Below are 16,870 nucleotides of genomic sequence, written 5' to 3'. Positions count from 1 at the left end.
GAAATTTATCATATAGATTCTTTACACTTCGCCCCTAATCATGAATATGTTTTAAAAGATTTTTCGGTCATTGGTAACCAAAGTCGAATATAGACGTCATACAAATACATCAATTAAAAATAAGTATTATGATAACTACAAAACATCGACTAGGGATTACATTTTCGTTACTATTATTATGCATTGCTATACCACTAACCTCTTTTGCACAAAGTATTGAAGAAAAATTTGATACTCTTCTACAAGAAAAGTATAAACCAGATGGACCAGGAGCTACTGTTTTGGTAACCAAGCAGGGAAAAATCATTTACCATAAAGCTTTTGGGCTTGCTAATATAGAACTCCAAGTTCCTATGAAATCTAATAATGTTTTCGAAATAGGTTCTATTACAAAACAGTTTACCTCGGTTGCTATTCTAATGCTTATGGAACAAGGTAAACTTACCATCCAAGATGAAATCACCAAATTTATCCCAGACTATCCTACACATGGAAAAAAAATAACAATACATCATCTCTTAAATCATACTTCGGGGATTAAGAGCTATACTTCTATGAATTTATCGGAGATTGCTGCAAAAGATATGACTCCTACCGAGTTGATCAATTATTTTAAAAATGAACCTATGGATTTTGATCCTGGTGAGAAATGGCTATATAATAACTCTGGATATATTATCCTGGGCTTTATAATCGAAAAAATTTCGGGGCAATCCTATGAAGATTTTGTAGAGCAAAATATTTTTACTCCTTTAGCGATGAATAATTCATGCTATGGTAGTAAAAGAGAAGTGATCAAAAACAGAGCTTCGGGATATCAAACTCGAGAAGGATATGTTAATTCTGCTTATCTAAGTATGACATTACCCTATGCCGCCGGTTCGTTGATGAGTACTGTAGAAGATTTACATAAATGGCAAAATGCAGTTAACACCAATGTCTTGGTCAAAGCAGAGACAATTAAAAAAGCATTTCAGAATACAACTCTAAATAATGGAAAACCTACCTATTATGGGTATGGATGGAGTGTGAACGAGATTAGAGGAATACCCACAATTGAACATGGTGGAGGGATCTTTGGGTATACATCCTATCAAATCTATATTCCTGAAGAAGATGTGCATGTAGCAATATTAACAAACTGCAACTGCAATAGTCCTACAGATATTACAATTCGTATTGCCGCAATAGCAATAGATAAACCCTACGGTAAAGAGAAAATAACAGATGTTTCTATCTCAACACTAAAAAAATTAACCGGTGTATATGAATTTGAAGATGGTGCTATAAGAAGTATTAGCATAAAGGATGGTCAATTATACAGTCAAAGAGATGCCGGTAAGAAATTCAAAATTTTTCCTAAAGCAGAAAACACTTTTTTCTTCGAGGATAGTTTTTCTGAAATCTTGTTTAAAACAGATGGCAAAAAACCAGAAGCTATTTTTAAAAACAGAGCTAAAGAATCTAAAGGGTTTAAAACAAACGCACCTATCCCTGCAGACAAAAAGGCGATTACTGTATCAGAAGATATACTTAGTCAATATGCAGGTATTTACCAGATTAAAGAAGGATTTGATCTTACAATATCTTTAGAAAACGGACAGCTAATTTCGCAAGCAACAGGACAAAAAAGTTTTAAAATATATCCAGAAAGCGAAACCGTATTTTTTGTGAAAGAGTTCTCTGCTTCTCTGGAGTTTATAAAAGAAAATAATAAAGTAGTTAGAGCTGTACTTGATCAAGGAGGACAAAAAACTCCTGTCAAACGTATCGATTAACTTATTGTAGCGTTAGGGAATCATTTGCCACCATGTAAAACAGTAGTCTTTTTTTACTCTGGTCTTCTGTTACATTTTTCCTAAAAATTGTTTTTGAAGTATTGGTTTTATTAATTTTAATACTTGTAACACAAACTATTATTTATGAAAAATCTATGGATTTTGATCATGGTTATTATTATGTCTAGCTGTGGTAACAATAAAAAGCAAGAAAACCACACTACAGATACTATTGATAACGCTAAAAAGATTCCTGTAGAACCAGATGGTGGTATGGGAGATGGTGCTGTATCAATTATGGATCATCATATTAAAAACATTGAGAAAGCACATAAAAAAGCCGATTTCCTAAAGCATAAAGTGGTAAGTTTTAATATTGCTATTTCCTTTGGTGGTAAATTACGTCTGGATGGTAAAATTACCATGTTAACGAATTCGGCAAAAATTAGAATCGACAAAAAAGATGAGAGTACATTGGTCTATACTGGCGAAAAAGTTTTTTTATGTCCAGAAGATGCAAATGACAAGGGAGCTCGTTTCGACATCTTTACCTGGACTTATTTCTTCGGAATGCCATATAAACTAAATGACTCTGGTAGTAAATTAGAGCTTGAAAATATGAGAGCTTTAAACGAAGTAGAATACCAAACAGCTAAACTTACTTTTGAAAAAGGTACTGGTGATTCACCAGATGATTGGTATATTATTTATACAGATCCAAAAAATCACACCATACAAGCGACAGCCTATATTGTTACATTTGGAAGCAAAGGTGATATTACCAAGGCAGAAGGCGATCCACATATTATACAATTTCAGGATTTTAAAACCGTAGAAGGAATCCCTTTTGCTACTAAGTGGAAGTTTTATGGTTGGACCGAAGAAAAAGGAATAACTAATGAATTGGGAGAAGCAATTATTACAGATATTACTTTTCTAGAAGACGAAGGTTCTATTTTTGAGACTCCTGATAATGCTAAAGAGATAAAATTATAAAAGAGTAGTATAAAATTTTAGTTTTTTACTACATCGTTAAGGTGCTGCACATCTTGAGTATTTGATAATTTTGTGAACTAGATCAATGAGCCACTCCTTCACAAATATCATTTCCGCCACCGCCAGGGTACATTGTTTTTATTGTTATACAACAAACAATAATTATATATCATCAAATCTATGTAAAAATCTGATTTTTATTAATTTGCAATCCTTCATTAAAATATCTTACAAATAAAATGACAAGTTTTTTTCGTATCTTTAAGAGACACAAGTCTAGTTCTAAATTTTATTCTCATGACAACGCTCTTTAAAAAATTACAATTACCATTCTCACTGGATGAAATATTGATTCTTAATGAACCTGAAGGGTTTTGTAAAGACCTTGATTGCCTTAAAGGTGTAAATGTTAAAGAATCTCTGATTCAAGTATCAAAAGTTGATTTTGCCATTATATTTGTTACAGAAAAAAAGCAAATAGAAAATCGTATAGAAACCGTATATCCAAAACTAGTAGGAGATGCTATACTTTGGTTTGCATATCCTAAAAAAAACTCTAAAAAATATACTTCATTAATTAATAGAGATTACGGTTGGGGAGTTCTTGGAGATTATAACCTCCAACCCATAAATCAAGTTTCTATTAATACAGATTGGAACGCTCTGCGTTTTAGGAAAATAAGTTTTATTAAAATGATGACTCGAAACAAAAATAATGTACTAAGTAAAGCTGGTAAAGAAAAAGCTACTGGGATTTAATGAGTTGGCATCTATACGTCTTGTCATTCATCTTTGGTTTTTCAGGAATTTTTCATTTAATCTATCCTAAGGTATTCATGAGAATAATGCCCTTATATATTCCTTATCATAGATTATTAGTTTATTTAAGTGGTATTGCAGAGATTTTTGTGAGTTTTGGTCTATTATTTACACTAACTAAGACATTTTCTGCCTGGAGCATAATTTTTATGCTCATTCTATTTTTTCCGGTCCATATACATATGCTTACACATAAAAAAGCTAGTCTAAATTTTCCAAAATTAATTTTGGTCACTAGATTGTTACTTCAATTTGGCCTAATATACTGGGTACACCTTTACCTATAGTTTTTTTACCCACTTCAAATTAATTTAGAAAATGGCTGATAATTCAATAAAAAAACCCTTACAAAACTGTAAGGGCGTTATTTAACATCTAACAAAATTAATCTATGAAAAAAACCTCTCTGCAAAGAGGTAGCTATTTTAAATTTTAAGATATAATTTGATATATATCTTTATCATGGCTTATAGAATTCAAATCATGATTATCTTTCTTTAGTAATAACATAGCAATACCACCAAGAGCAAGATGAATGAATGCAAAAAATAAGCAATCTGCATCAACTAAAAACAAAGTAAAAAAAGTGAATAGTATGATGATAGTGATTAAAGTTTTTCTGGTAAAAATTCCTAAAATCAGGAACATTCCAATTACAAAATCCTCAAAAGGCACTAATGGAGCAAGAGCTTCTATAAAACTAATATCCAATATTGTAGCACTCTCAAAATATATATCTAGCCGTTCTAAAAACTCAGAATACCAAATTACATTATAGGTACCATACGATACCAGCAACACTCCAAATGTTACTCTAATGAAGTGATATAAATAAATTCTAATTTTCATGATAGATTTGTGTGAAATTTTGAGCGGCAAATTTAAATCTTACCTTGATTCTGATTCTTGTATAATTTTACATATAACTTGTAAAAAAAACGACATAATCAATTAGTTATCAACATAATTAAACATATTTGTTCAAAAACACTTGTATAAAAGAATTCCTGTTTTATTGATTTTATTTTTGTAACTTTAAAATGTTAAAGAATTGTTTATGACCCGTTATACCTTGAATGAGACTTTTGTAGTACATCAATATGCTATTGATCAATGGGAAGCGGAACCTCATAATCATAATTATTTTGAAATAATTTTTATTGAAAAAGGAAATGGGTATCATACGATTAATGGTATACGGTTTCCGTATAAAGAAAATGATATCTTTTTACTTGCACCAGAAGATACTCACCACTTCGAAATCGAAAAACGTACTAATTTCACTTATTTCAAGTTTACCGAACTTTTGTTTTCTAGTAAAGTAAATCTTCCTGACAGGAAATATTGGTTACAACGCATTGAGCAGTTATTACATCAACCCAATATTATACCAGGAGACGTAATTTCTCATGAAGAAGATCGAAATATCATTTGGGACATCCATAATGTTGTTTTAGAAGAATTTAAAAATGAGAAAGTGTATTATCAAGAAATCATTTCTAATGCAATAAGTACTATCCTAAGTATAATAGTTCGTAATATTGCTGAAAAATATAATTCACAGCAAAAAAACATCCTTGTTTCTCACAACAAAATAGATTCAATCTTAAGTCACATTAGGCAAAATGTGTATGACAACGATCTTACTAAGATTAATTTTTTGGCAAATAAATTTAATATGTCTCAAAGTTCAATTAGCACATATTTTAAGAGAAAAACAGGTGAATCAATACATCAGTATGTTACAAAATACAAAATGAAGCTGGTCGAGTATCGCTTACAACATACCGAATTTACTATTGCTGAAATTGCATATCAATTGGGATATACAGATGAAAGTCATCTTACTAAAACTTTTAAAAAGCATTTTTCGATGTCTCCCAAACAATATCGCAACGAGATGTCTATTAGCTAATAATAGTTTTATCCAAAAATTTCATTTAATATTTTGGCCAGTCGTATTCCGCCTTTTTGCAATTGATTGCGTACCATTGGGAAATAATCATACATATATTTATAGCCTAGTTTTTCACCTACATTTGCTGACCCATAAACCTGTTGTGCAAGCTTTTGAGATTCATGAACCCAGTCTACTATGCTACCACTTTGAATTCTCTTAATCTGATCTTTAGACAAAATTGTTTCATTTATAGATAACTCTGTATAACTCATACCGTAATAATCTATCATATCACTATCCCAAACCCTATGTAGGTTAGATCCATCTCTAAACCAACGTACCTGAATATCATTCCCTCCTTTATCTTCTCCTCTACCAACATGAAGTGGTTGGTGCAAATCACCAACAAAATGCACTAACATTTTAAGATGAAATACAATATCTTCCTTAGATGACTTCTCATCTTTTAATACCGATATACATGTATTCATTCCTTTTATCAAATCACCATGTTCACTAGGTTTTTCTTCACCATACCTCTTGTTAAACGGAAAATTAACATAATGCCAGGGGCTATATCCTCTATACTTCTCATCACTTTTAATGTCATCGGCAAATGTAGAAATCAAAGCAAGACTTTGACCATTAAGAAGTTTTGCTATATTACGTTTTGCTTTCTTAGTTAAATATGAATCTGCTATCTGACCCGTAGCTCTATGTCCTGTTTTCCCCCAGTCATAATCTGCAGAAAATCCAGATAAAGAAATAATGAGTAAAACAAGTAACCACTTATATTGAAGTTTCATTTATATATATTTTGAAGCAAAGATAAAAAAGGGTATGTTAGTGATTCGTTAAAAATGATTAATTACACCTAAATAAAATATTAGAAACAACAAATAGTAATCGTCTCAAATCAAAATATGCTTCTAAATTTGTCGTTTTACCTGTTTATGTATATTGTCTTTAACGAAAGAACACGATTCAATTCATATTAAACGTTTAGCCAATATCGATTTGATTAGTATTCATTTCTTATTTGCTTTATAAACAAATCCTACGCCGCTATGAAGAGAAAAATTTATTTATTAATGAGCTTGATTACTGTATTGAGTTTTGCACAAGAAAAAGAATTTAACTCTGCAGTTGTCAAAATCAATAGATATATAGAGGGTTCACTGGTCACACCATATTCTGAAGATAATGTTCCTTTGGTTATTTTTATAATGGATGCTGGAGCCATTAATAGAGATGGCAATGACCGAATGTCTAAAAATGATACTTTTAAGCAACTATCCCATGAACTTGCAAAAGAAGGTATTGCAACTTATCGCTATGACAAAAGGCTTTTTAAAATGGATGGTTTAGGAATTAAAGAGCATGAAATTTCTTTAGATCACTATATTGAAGATGCGATATCAATACTGGATTATTTCAATAAAAATGAAAAATATAAAAAAATCATTATTGCTGGTCATGGTCAAGGTTCTCTAGTGGGTATGATTGCTGCCGAAGGAAGGGCAAATGGTTTTATTTCTATAGCAGGAAATGCAATATCAATAGATCAGGTAATTATAGAGCAAATTGCCAAGCAAGCTCCTGGTCTGGATAAAAGTGCTTCTGTTGCTTTTAAACAATTAAGAGAAAATGGTAGAGCTACCAGTTATGACCCCGCATTAGAGTCTATTTTTAGATATAATTTACAACCATTTATGAGTTCCTGGATGAAATATAATCCATCTGAAGAAATTTTAAAATTAGAAATGCCTGTTCTCATGATTTATGGTGATAAAGATATTCAGGTAGAATTAATACAAGTAGAAAAATTTAAAGAGATTATACCACAAGCCGAATACCTATTTGTTCAAGGCATGAACCATATTTTAAAAGAAATTAAAGGAGGGCGATTAGAAAATCACAAATCATATAATGAACCCTTTAGAAAAATAATGCCCGAAGTTCTGACCGGGATTAGTAACTTTGTGAATCAATAGTTCATTAAAAAAATTATATAACCCTAATCCAAAACGCCTAATGCCACATCGCATTATATTCTCTGATATTGATGGAACGCTATTAAATTCTGAAAGAGAGCTTTCTGAACTTACAATTTCAGAAATTAAGAGAATTAAGAACACTATCCCCATAGTGTTAATCTCTTCCAGAATGCCTGATGCTATGTATCATCTACAGGAAGAGTTAGATATAAAAGACCAACCAATAATATGTTATAATGGAGGATTAATTTTGATAAATCAAAAACCAGTTCATTCTACTTTTATATCTCCAGATATCATAGAAGAGTTACATAATTTTAATAAGGATCAAAAAATTCATATAAGTTTATATCACAATAATGATTGGTTTGTACCTGAGATGGATTTTTGGGCAAATCGAGAAGCAAATAATACCAAAGTAAATCCAGAAGTAAAATCAACCCAACATGTGATACAAGAATGGAAAACTCATCACAAAGGAGCTCATAAGATTATGTGTATGGGTGAAGAATCCTATATCGATCAAGCCTATGCTTTTTTAGAAGCCACTTTCAAAGACACTCTTCATTTATACCGTTCTAAACCAACATACATAGAGATTGCACACAAAAGTATTTCAAAATTATCAGCCATAGAAATTCTGCTAAATACACATTATAAGATTCCTATTTCTGATGCAGTTGCATTTGGAGATAATTATAATGATATTGCAATGCTTCAAGCAGTAGGAACTGGTGTTGCTGTAGCAAATGCAAAACCAGAAACTTTACAAGTAGCAAATACTATTACGCTTTCGGGAAAAGAAAATGGAGTAGCAACGTATATTCAAAAAAACATTTTATAACTGTGCAAAGAACGATTCGAACCATAAAAAACCTAGTATTTGCATTTGCATTATTTAACCTGGCTTCTGGTTGTAAAACTGCACAGCAGCACCCCATTACATCAACAAACATATCCACGATACGTGCTTCTATTGATCTCGTTAATGTAAAAGATGATAAAGTAAAGGTAGAAATTCAAATAGACAACTTAAATCTGGATACAATAAGTTACTACTTACCCAAAATTGTACCTGGTACATATCAGAATAACAACTTTGGCAAATATGTTGATGATCTTAAAGCATTTGATCATCAGGGTAATTCTATTTATGTTCAAAAACATGGTGACAATCGCTGGAAAATAACCAATGCCAAGCAATTAGATAAAATTACATATTGGGTAAATGATACTTTTGATTCTGAAAGTTCTCATGACATTTTCTCACCAACAGGATCTAATATTATAAAAGATAAAAATTTCATTTTAAATCTATATGCGTTTATAGGTTACTTTGATGGGATGAAAGAAAATAAATACAAAGTATTTATTAAGCACCCTTCTTTTTTGGAAGCTTCGACTTCGGTTGAAGAGATACTTTTTGAAAATGTATCGAATACTTCTAAAAATGATATCGATTACTTTGCTTTTAAAAGATATGCAGATGTAGCAGATAACCCTATCATGTATTCTAGTCCGGATAAAGCTAGCTTCAAAATTAATGATATAGAAGTACTTCTAAGTGTTTACTCTAAAAACAAAACTCACAAAGCAGCAAGAATAATGTCTCAGATGGAGCGTATGATTAGAGCACAAAAAAATTTCCTGGGTGATATTAACTCTACAAAAAAATATAGTATATTACTTTATCTTTCTTCTGCAAAATCTGATGATGCCCAAGGATTTGGAGCCCTAGAACATAATACTTCTACAGTAGTCGTATTGCCAGAATCACTATCTCATGAAAAACTTAATGAAGCACTTACTGATGTTGTTTCTCATGAGTTTTTTCATATCGTAACACCATTAACCATCCATTCTAAAGAAATCCATAATTTTGATTATAACAACCCCAAAATGTCTGAGCATTTGTGGTTATATGAGGGCACTACAGAGTATTTTTCGATGTTATTTCAAATTACACAAGGGCTTATTACTAAAGATGAATTTTTTGAACGAATCGTTGGTAAAATTGAAGCTTCTTCTTCATTTGATGACTCTATAGCTTTTGCAACTATGAGCAAAAACATTTTGGTCAATCCTTATCATAATAGCTACAGAAATGTTTATGAAAAAGGGGCGCTCATCTCTATGTGTCTGGATATTATAATGCGTGAAAGAAGTGATGGAATTTATGGATTACTAGATCTAATAAAAAATTTATCGGTTAGATATGGAATTGATGTTCCTTTTGATGACAAAGAACTTATTGAAGCAATAAAAGAAGATTCATATCCAGAGGTGAGTGCATTTTTACAAACGCATGTTATGAACAATACTCCTATTGATTATGAATTTTATCTTAATAAAGCCGGAGTACTTTATGGAATAAAAAATGAGCCTTCTTCTTATTTTATTTTCAAACAAGAACCTTTTGTAACAGGTTCTGAGGTTACCAAGGAAGTTATTTTCACATCAGATATCCCATTTAATAGCTTTTTAAAAGAACTTGGAATTTTAGAAGGAGATGTTTTGCTAAGTATTAACAAAAAAGAATATAATCTTAATAATATATACGACCTGTTTGGTGATTCTAATAAATGGAAAATAGGAGACAAAATTACATTTAAAATTAAGCGTAATAATGAGATTATGACACTCAAATCCAATGTAACCAAACCTACCATAGAGAAGATAATTTTAGAACAAGACCCTAAGGCTTCAGAGCAGCAAAAGATCATATTAAAAAAATGGATTAATGACTAGAGATTACTATTTTGATGTTGTTTTTGTCTTCTCCAAATTAAATGTATTTTGCGATGTATTTTTTTTAAACTAAATAATCAATAATGGAGAACGTTCCTTTTTTCACAAATGACACCATAGTTTTTGGTATTCTAATGCTTTGTTTAGGGCTAGTTTTTTATACATCTTCTATTAGTAATAATTTCTGGAAAACCTTTTATAAATTTGTTCCTGCATTACTACTTTGTTATTTATTACCTGCCATATTCAACTCGTTAGGAATTATTTCTCCAGGATGGAAAGAACTAAATGCAGAAGGAGTATTAGTAGAAAAATCTTCTAATGTATATTATGTTGCCAGTAGGTTTTTACTCCCTGCATCTTTGGTATTAATGACATTAAGCATCGATCTCAAGAGTATTTTTAATTTAGGTCCTAAGGCATTAATTATGTTTTTAACAGGCACCCTTGGTGTTATTATTGGAGGGCCTATTGCAATTCTACTCATTTCTATCGTTTCACCAGAAACTGTTGGCGGAGCTGGATTTGATGCCATTTGGAGAGGTTTATCTACATTAGCCGGTAGCTGGATTGGCGGAGGTGCAAATCAAGCTGCTATGCTAGAAATTTATCAATATAATCCTGAAAAATATGGAGGAATGGTACTGGTTGATATTGTTGTTGCCAATATATGGATGGCCATATTATTATTGGGTATTGGTAAGAGTGACAAAATCGATCGGTGGTTAAAAGCTGATAACAGTGCCATCGAAGCTTTAAAACAAAAAGTATCCAGTTATGCAGAAAGCATAACCCGAACCCCATCTCTAACCGATTATATCATTATGCTTTCTATTGCGTTTACCGTAGTGGGGATTGCACATTGGGGAGCAGCAGGGATTTCTAATCTATTATCTGATAATTTTGAAGCCTTTAACGATAAGAGTTCTGCGTTATCCTCATTTACTTCTAAGTTCTTTTGGATGATTACCATTGCTACAGCAATCGGAATTTTGTTATCCTATACCAAAGTCAAACAATATGAAGGAGCAGGTGCTAGTAAACTAGGAAGTATTTTTATCTATATTCTGGTAGCTACCATAGGAATGAAAATGGATATTGGTAAGATTTTCGAAAACCCGGGACTTATCGCCATCGGGCTTGTATGGATGGCTATACATGTCTTGCTTCTTATAGGAGTGGCCAAATTGATTAAAGCTCCATACTTTTTTCTCGCAGTAGGTAGTAAAGCTAATATAGGAGGAGCAGCATCTGCACCTGTAGTCGCAGCAGCATTTCATCCTTCTCTGGCAACAGTAGGTGTACTTCTTGCCGTTTTTGGATATGTGGTAGGAACATATGGTGCCATTTTATGTACTATCCTTATGCAAATAGCTTCAGGAAACTAATAAAAAATAAAGTTAGTTTTTGACCATTAGAATCTATTTTTTTGTTTCATTTAAAATAAAACTTGCATCTTTGTGACCCTACTAAAAATCAAAAATCAGTACATGAAGTATTTTTCTATTCTATTATTATTAACTGTATTATTAACCAATTGCAGCTCGCCTACTAAGAAAGGGAATGTAACAGTAATAGGTAACATTAAAGGGTTAAAAAAAGGAAAAGTATACTTACAAAAAATACAGGATACTCTATTAGTAAATGTGGATTCTGTAAGTATTGATGGTAATTCTGAATTTGTACTTAAATCAGAAGTTGTAGAACCAGAAATTCATTACCTATATCTTGATAAAAAAGATGGGAAACAATATAATGATCGTATTGACTTTTTTGTAGAACCGGGAGAGATTACTATAACCACTAATTTACTTGATTTTGAAAATGATGTAAGAATAAAGGGCGGGAAAAATCAAGCGAAGTATATGGAATACAAAAAAATGCTTAAACGATTTAATGAAAGAAATCTTAGGATCCTCAAAGAAGATTTTGAAGCCAGTAAGCAAAAAGATGATGAAAAACTCATTGAAAATGATAAAGCATACAAAAATTTAATGCGTCAAAAATATCTATATACTATTAATTTTGCTATAACCAACAGAAAACTTGAAGTGGCTCCTTACATCACACTTAATGAGGTTTTTGATGCCAATATAAAATTTCTGGATACCGTTGCCAGCTCTTTAAGTCCTAAGGTAAAAAAATCTTTATACGGAAAACAATTGATCAAATATATTGCTGATCGAAAAACCAAAGAAGCAGAAGCAAAGGCCAATATCAAAGAATAATTCTCAAAAATTCTGTAGATTCTAACATTTTATGATTTCCGAAATAATATTTTTTGGAAGTAGATTATTAAGTAAATTCCAGATTGAATTATATAAAAAACTTGAAATCATAAAAAAGAAAAACGAACCGAAGTTCGCTAAATTTTATGGCCAATATTTTTCGGGGTATGTATTATCGTAAGATATTATTCTCACACAACCTCCAGTTGCCCCTCCTTTAACCTGCGTTAAGTCTAATTTAGAAATAGATTTTTTGTTAAGTTTTAACGACTTCAGATTCTTTTTTTTATGATATATATTTAAAGGTTAATAATCTAACAAATTAAGAAAATATCTATATGTAAAAGTTAAAAAATGAATCATAAAAAAGGGGAAGCTTAAAACACTAAAAGTCATAGTTAAAAAGACTGTCTAAATTTGAGAGGAGTTAAAGTTACTCTCTTTTTAAAAACTCTGTTAAAAGCAGCTTCAGATTGATAACCAACTTCGTTAGCTATCTCCCCTACCGACTTATTGCTCTCTATCAAAAGTTCTTTTGCTTGTAATATCCTCCATTGTGTGATATAATTCAATGGGGTTTCTCCTAATAAATTCCTAAATTGATTACTAAAGCTTGTTCGTGACATTCCGGCGACTCGAGCTAGTGAAATCAATCTCCAATTCATTTCTGGAGCACTATGAATAGCCTTTAGCACCTTACCTATCCGTTCGTCTTGCATAGCTGCTATAAACCCTTTTTTGACTTTGTTTCTCTGAATATAGGCCCTTAACGTATGAATAAATAAAACCTCACCTAGTTTATCTACAATCACCTGGCTTCCTGGTTGTTCATTTCCAGCTTCATGAATTATAAGGTTAACAATATTTTCCAACCATGAGAATTCTTTTTTCTCTGCATCAGGTATATGGATAATTTTAGGCATTTCTTTTATAAAAGGATGCTCTATACTTCTATCAAACTCAAAATGACCACATATTAATGTTGTAGTTATATTATCTCCTTCAAACAAAGGTTTTCCTTTTAAAATAGCTCGCACTACATCCTGCCCGTTTTGTCGTTTACTTGTCTCTAAATCTGCCAACCAATGATTTGTCCCTAAAGGAAAAACAACAATATCACCCGCAAATAGCTGAATAGATTTATCTTTTGTTTTAAGTATACATTGACCCCGTGTTACAATATGAAACTGCGCGAAAGGCCCTTTAGGAATATCCATTCCCCATGGAGAAGAAAAATTTGATTTAAAATATACAGCACTCGATAATTTTACTTTTTTCAAAACATCACTAAATACATCCATAACATAATTTTGTACTATTGAGCAAATATAATTGTTTTTTAGATACTAAAAATACAATTATTGATTCTATTTTTGTATTAATTATTAATCTATAAAATTATTTTCAATGAAAAAAATGACCTTAATTCTAGTAATTACTATACTTGGAACGAGTCTGGGAATAGCTCAAAAAGTAAACGTGGACAAAAATAATGTTGCTAATAATGGATATGATGTGGTCAATTACTTCACAACCAATACAGCAATGAGAGGAAGTATCGAGTTTTCTACTACACACAATGAAGCCACTTACTATTTTGCAAATGCAGAACATCTTAAAGCTTTCAAAGCTAATCCGTCACAGTATCTTCCTCAATTTGATGGTTATTGTGCTTTTGCTGTTGCAAAAATGAACAAGAAGGTACCTGTTGACCCTAATACATTTAGAATCGACGATGAAAAACTATACCTCTTCTACAATGATTACTGGGAGGGCAAACCTTTTAATACAATTATACCATGGATTGGAAATGAATCTGAAATGGAAAAATTGGCAAACACGAATTGGAAATCCCTTAAAAACAAATAATTATGATTTTAGAAAAAGAGTTCGATCCATTCGTATAAATGCCTTATCACAAAATGTTAATTGAGGTATTACTGTATATCATCGATATGTATTTTCCTTAATTTAGTGATGAAACTTAAAACCTAAACATCATGTTAAAAACTATCGTAAATTTAGAAGGAACAAAAAGTCTTAAAAAAAGTGAACAAAAAGGAATAAAAGGTGGTCGTATTCCGATTCTTCGAAAATGTTGTAACCCTGCATTACGATGCTGTACAACTTCTCATGTGGCATTAAACAACCCTAGTTGTGGTGCTACTTATATTCCTGGATGCTCATATCATCCATCAAATGGCTGCTGTATCTAGATTTTTTTAACAGAATAATTTATTCTTTTTTTAAAACATTTTGAATTCATTCTCTATTTAGAAAAAGAAAAATCCTAAACATAAGTTTAGGATTTTTTTTCTAAGAGCCGATAGAGGGACTCGAACCCACGACCTGCTGATTACAAATCAGCTGCTCTAGCCAGCTGAGCTATATCGGCAAAAACGGTTGCAAATATAATTTCTACAACCGTTTTTACAAATATTTTTTAAAGAAAATTTACAATGCATTTACTTTTTCAACTAAAGCCTTAGCAGTTTTTTCTAAATCATCACGAAGAGATTTAAAATGTTTTTTAGGGTTTTCAAGTTTTCGTTCATTAGCCCTAGCCATAAATCCATCAAAAGATGTAATTGCCTCATCAATGATCGCTTCTCCAGACTTACTTTCTTTACCTGGATTTTCTAGTTCCCATACATAAACTTCTTCTATAATATCTCCTAAAACGTAGTTTATATCTTTTTTAAGGTCTCTCTTATTTGCCATATCTAATTTGTTTTTTGCAAAATTAGTGTTTTCAATTCAATAATGAGTACGTAAAAGACGTCTCCTTCCCAAATTTTTATTTTCAGAAAGAGTTTGTTACTCATTTACTATTTCTCTTATTTTTTTTATTACTTTACTTACATGCTCTGAGGCTTTCATACTATTAAATTTTAATCGTATAATTCCTTTTTCATCTATCACATAGGTTTCTCTTCCTGGTAGTAATCCTAATAATTCTGATTTCACACCAAAAAGCTTTCGTAATTCACCTTTAGGATCAGACAAAAACATAAAGGGAAGTGCATATTTACTTTTAAACCTTGCATGTGATTTTACACTATCGGTACTTATACCTATCACTTCTACACCTAAATTTACAAAATCCACATAATTATCTCTAAAGTCGCAGGCTTCTTTTGTGCAACCAGGAGTAAAATTTTTAGGATAAAAATAAAGTATCAGATTTTTTTTTTCGATAATATCAGAACTCAAAAATTGTTCTCCTTTATCATTCGTAGCGATAAACTCAGGAACCTTATCCCCTACTTTCAACCCCATATTCTATTCTCCTTTATAGATTACAAAATTGCGGGGCGTTTCATATAGTGTCACTTCAATATCATATTGTGAAGCTATTTTTTTACGCAATCTATTCCAGATCACAAAGGCTATATTTTCTACAGTAGGGTTTAAACTCTCAAACTCTTCGACTTCTTCGTTAAGATTTTTATGATCCATATAGTCTTCAACTTCGGTCTTAATGTACTCTTTCAAAATCTTAAGATCCATCAAAAAACCTGTTTCTGGATCAGTCTCCCCTATTACAGCCACGATAAGTTCATAATTATGACCGTGATATTTTGGATTACTACACTTCCCAAATATTTGAAGGTTTTTTTCATCACTCCAATCCTTTCTATACAATCGATGTGCTGCATTAAAATGAGCTTTTCTGCATGCTTTAATCCTCATATGGTTATGTATGAATAAAATTTCTCAAAAATAATTTTAAACCATTCTGTGTATTGTTCTGGATGTGCTAATATATCATGTTTAACAGCTTCAATAGGCATCCATTTCCAATCGACTACTTCTTCAGGATTAATGACAGGATCTTCTTCATATTCTCCTAACAACACATGATCATATTCATGTTCTGTAAGTCCATTATCAAAAGGAGCTTTATATATAAATGAAACAGAATCTTTTAATGAGGTGGTAAACCCCATCTCTTCTTGTAATCTTCGTATTCCTGCTTCTACATTAGTTTCTCCCTCTCTTTGATGGCTACAACATGTATTTGTCCATAAACCAGGTGAATGGTATTTATGATGCGCTCTTTGCTGAAGCATTAATTCGTTTTTACTATTAATAATAAATACCGAAAAGGCTCTATGCAATACAGCTTTTTGATGTGCTTCTAATTTAGGCATCAACCCGATTTGCTCATCATTTTCGTTAACCAAGATAACTTTTTCTTCTTCTTTCATCGCTTTTAATTGCCTCAAAATTACAAAATCATAAGAGCAATTCATAATCCATCTAGTTTATAGATGCTAATATAGCAGTATCTGTTCTTAGTGAAAACTTTGGTATAGCATTTAGAAATAGTGAAGCAAAAATTCTACCATATCTCAGAATTGGTTTTAATATTTATTTTGAGTTCATTACACTCTCAATTTA

General features: G+C 31.4%; 18 protein-coding genes and 1 tRNA gene. 11 read left to right on the top strand and 8 right to left on the bottom strand.

Features of this window, described 5'->3' with window-relative positions:
* The first annotated feature begins 128 nt into the window (after window positions 1-128).
* The 3 genes from ATE84_RS09705 (at window position 129) to ATE84_RS09695 (ending at window position 3,533) form a co-directional block, all read left to right on the top strand.
* On the top strand, window positions 129-1,778 hold the full coding sequence (locus tag ATE84_RS09705) for a serine hydrolase (protein ID WP_101447766.1): 1,650 nt from the start codon (window positions 129-131) through the stop codon (window positions 1,776-1,778).
* A gap of 144 nt (window positions 1,779-1,922) precedes the next feature.
* Window positions 1,923-2,774, top strand: a complete 852-nt coding sequence (locus ATE84_RS09700; RefSeq protein WP_143273603.1) for a DUF6503 family protein — start codon at window positions 1,923-1,925, stop codon at window positions 2,772-2,774.
* Window positions 2,775-3,071: 297 nt separating this feature from the next.
* Window positions 3,072-3,533 carry a hypothetical protein gene (locus ATE84_RS09695; RefSeq protein WP_199176868.1) on the top strand — a complete coding sequence of 154 codons (462 nt, stop codon included), beginning with the start codon at window positions 3,072-3,074 and terminating at the stop codon, window positions 3,531-3,533.
* Window positions 3,534-4,025: 492 nt separating this feature from the next.
* Here ATE84_RS09695 and ATE84_RS09685 read toward each other — a convergent pair whose 3' ends face one another.
* A complete protein-coding gene (locus tag ATE84_RS09685) occupies window positions 4,026-4,442 on the bottom strand; it encodes a hypothetical protein (protein ID WP_101447763.1) in 417 nt (138 codons plus the stop codon).
* Between the two features lie 208 nt (window positions 4,443-4,650).
* Between ATE84_RS09685 and ATE84_RS09680 the strand changes: the two genes are divergently transcribed.
* Window positions 4,651-5,508, top strand: coding sequence for an AraC family transcriptional regulator (locus ATE84_RS09680; RefSeq protein ID WP_101447762.1), 858 nt, complete (start codon window positions 4,651-4,653; stop codon window positions 5,506-5,508).
* Between the two features lie 8 nt (window positions 5,509-5,516).
* Here ATE84_RS09680 and ATE84_RS09675 read toward each other — a convergent pair whose 3' ends face one another.
* Entirely contained in the window at window positions 5,517-6,299 is a 783-nt protein-coding gene (locus ATE84_RS09675; protein WP_101447761.1) for a S1/P1 nuclease, read from the bottom strand.
* A 261-nt stretch (window positions 6,300-6,560) separates the two neighbouring features.
* Here ATE84_RS09675 and ATE84_RS09670 point away from each other — a divergent pair, with 261 nt between their 5' ends.
* The 5 genes from ATE84_RS09670 to ATE84_RS09650 all read left to right on the top strand — a co-directional run bounded on the left by ATE84_RS09670 (window position 6,561) and on the right by ATE84_RS09650 (window position 12,466).
* Window positions 6,561-7,487, top strand: coding sequence for an alpha/beta hydrolase (locus ATE84_RS09670; RefSeq protein ID WP_101447760.1), 927 nt, complete (start codon window positions 6,561-6,563; stop codon window positions 7,485-7,487).
* Between the two features lie 40 nt (window positions 7,488-7,527).
* Entirely contained in the window at window positions 7,528-8,334 is an 807-nt protein-coding gene (locus ATE84_RS09665; RefSeq protein ID WP_101447759.1) for a Cof-type HAD-IIB family hydrolase, read from the top strand.
* A gap of 2 nt (window positions 8,335-8,336) precedes the next feature.
* Window positions 8,337-10,238, top strand: coding sequence for a peptidase M61 (locus tag ATE84_RS09660; protein ID WP_233195780.1), 1,902 nt, complete (start codon window positions 8,337-8,339; stop codon window positions 10,236-10,238).
* A gap of 83 nt (window positions 10,239-10,321) precedes the next feature.
* On the top strand, window positions 10,322-11,626 hold the full coding sequence (locus ATE84_RS09655) for a DUF819 domain-containing protein (protein WP_101447758.1): 1,305 nt from the start codon (window positions 10,322-10,324) through the stop codon (window positions 11,624-11,626).
* 102 nt (window positions 11,627-11,728) lie between these two features.
* Window positions 11,729-12,466, top strand: a complete 738-nt coding sequence (locus ATE84_RS09650; RefSeq protein ID WP_101447757.1) for a DUF4369 domain-containing protein — start codon at window positions 11,729-11,731, stop codon at window positions 12,464-12,466.
* Between the two features lie 398 nt (window positions 12,467-12,864).
* Here the strand turns inward: ATE84_RS09650 and ATE84_RS09645 are convergent, their stop codons facing one another.
* Window positions 12,865-13,767 carry an AraC family transcriptional regulator gene (locus ATE84_RS09645; protein WP_101447756.1) on the bottom strand — a complete coding sequence of 301 codons (903 nt, stop codon included), beginning with the start codon at window positions 13,765-13,767 and terminating at the stop codon, window positions 12,865-12,867.
* A 106-nt stretch (window positions 13,768-13,873) separates the two neighbouring features.
* Between ATE84_RS09645 and ATE84_RS09640 the strand changes: the two genes are divergently transcribed.
* Together ATE84_RS09640 and ATE84_RS09635 are read left to right on the top strand one after the other, a co-directional pair.
* Window positions 13,874-14,335, top strand: coding sequence for a YHS domain-containing (seleno)protein (locus ATE84_RS09640; RefSeq protein WP_101447755.1), 462 nt, complete (start codon window positions 13,874-13,876; stop codon window positions 14,333-14,335).
* 131 nt (window positions 14,336-14,466) lie between these two features.
* Complete coding sequence (locus tag ATE84_RS09635; protein WP_101447754.1) at window positions 14,467-14,682, top strand: hypothetical protein; 216 nt, start codon at window positions 14,467-14,469, stop codon at window positions 14,680-14,682.
* A 105-nt stretch (window positions 14,683-14,787) separates the two neighbouring features.
* On the opposite strand, the gene ATE84_RS09630 is transcribed toward ATE84_RS09635, so the two are convergent.
* The 5 genes from ATE84_RS09630 to idi form a co-directional block, all read right to left on the bottom strand.
* Window positions 14,788-14,861, bottom strand: a tRNA-Thr gene (locus ATE84_RS09630).
* Between the two features lie 59 nt (window positions 14,862-14,920).
* Window positions 14,921-15,187 (bottom strand): hypothetical protein, encoded by a 267-nt coding sequence (locus ATE84_RS09625; RefSeq protein WP_101447753.1) that lies wholly within the window; start codon window positions 15,185-15,187, stop codon window positions 14,921-14,923.
* A 96-nt stretch (window positions 15,188-15,283) separates the two neighbouring features.
* Window positions 15,284-15,745, bottom strand: a complete 462-nt coding sequence (locus tag ATE84_RS09620) for a peroxiredoxin (RefSeq protein ID WP_101447752.1) — start codon at window positions 15,743-15,745, stop codon at window positions 15,284-15,286.
* 3 nt (window positions 15,746-15,748) lie between these two features.
* Window positions 15,749-16,159, bottom strand: a complete 411-nt coding sequence (locus tag ATE84_RS09615) for a 6-carboxytetrahydropterin synthase (RefSeq protein WP_024768873.1) — start codon at window positions 16,157-16,159, stop codon at window positions 15,749-15,751.
* Window positions 16,156-16,722: an isopentenyl-diphosphate Delta-isomerase gene (gene idi / locus ATE84_RS09610; RefSeq protein ID WP_233195779.1), complete on the bottom strand. Its 567-nt coding sequence runs from the start codon at window positions 16,720-16,722 to the stop codon at window positions 16,156-16,158. Before idi ends, ATE84_RS09615 begins: the two co-directional genes overlap by 4 nt.
* Window positions 16,723-16,870 lie beyond the last annotated feature (148 nt).

It is taken from the genome of Aquimarina sp. MAR_2010_214, assembly GCF_002846555.1.
Classification (GTDB): domain Bacteria; phylum Bacteroidota; class Bacteroidia; order Flavobacteriales; family Flavobacteriaceae; genus Aquimarina.
This window is presented reverse-complemented; position numbering and strand designations above follow the sequence as displayed.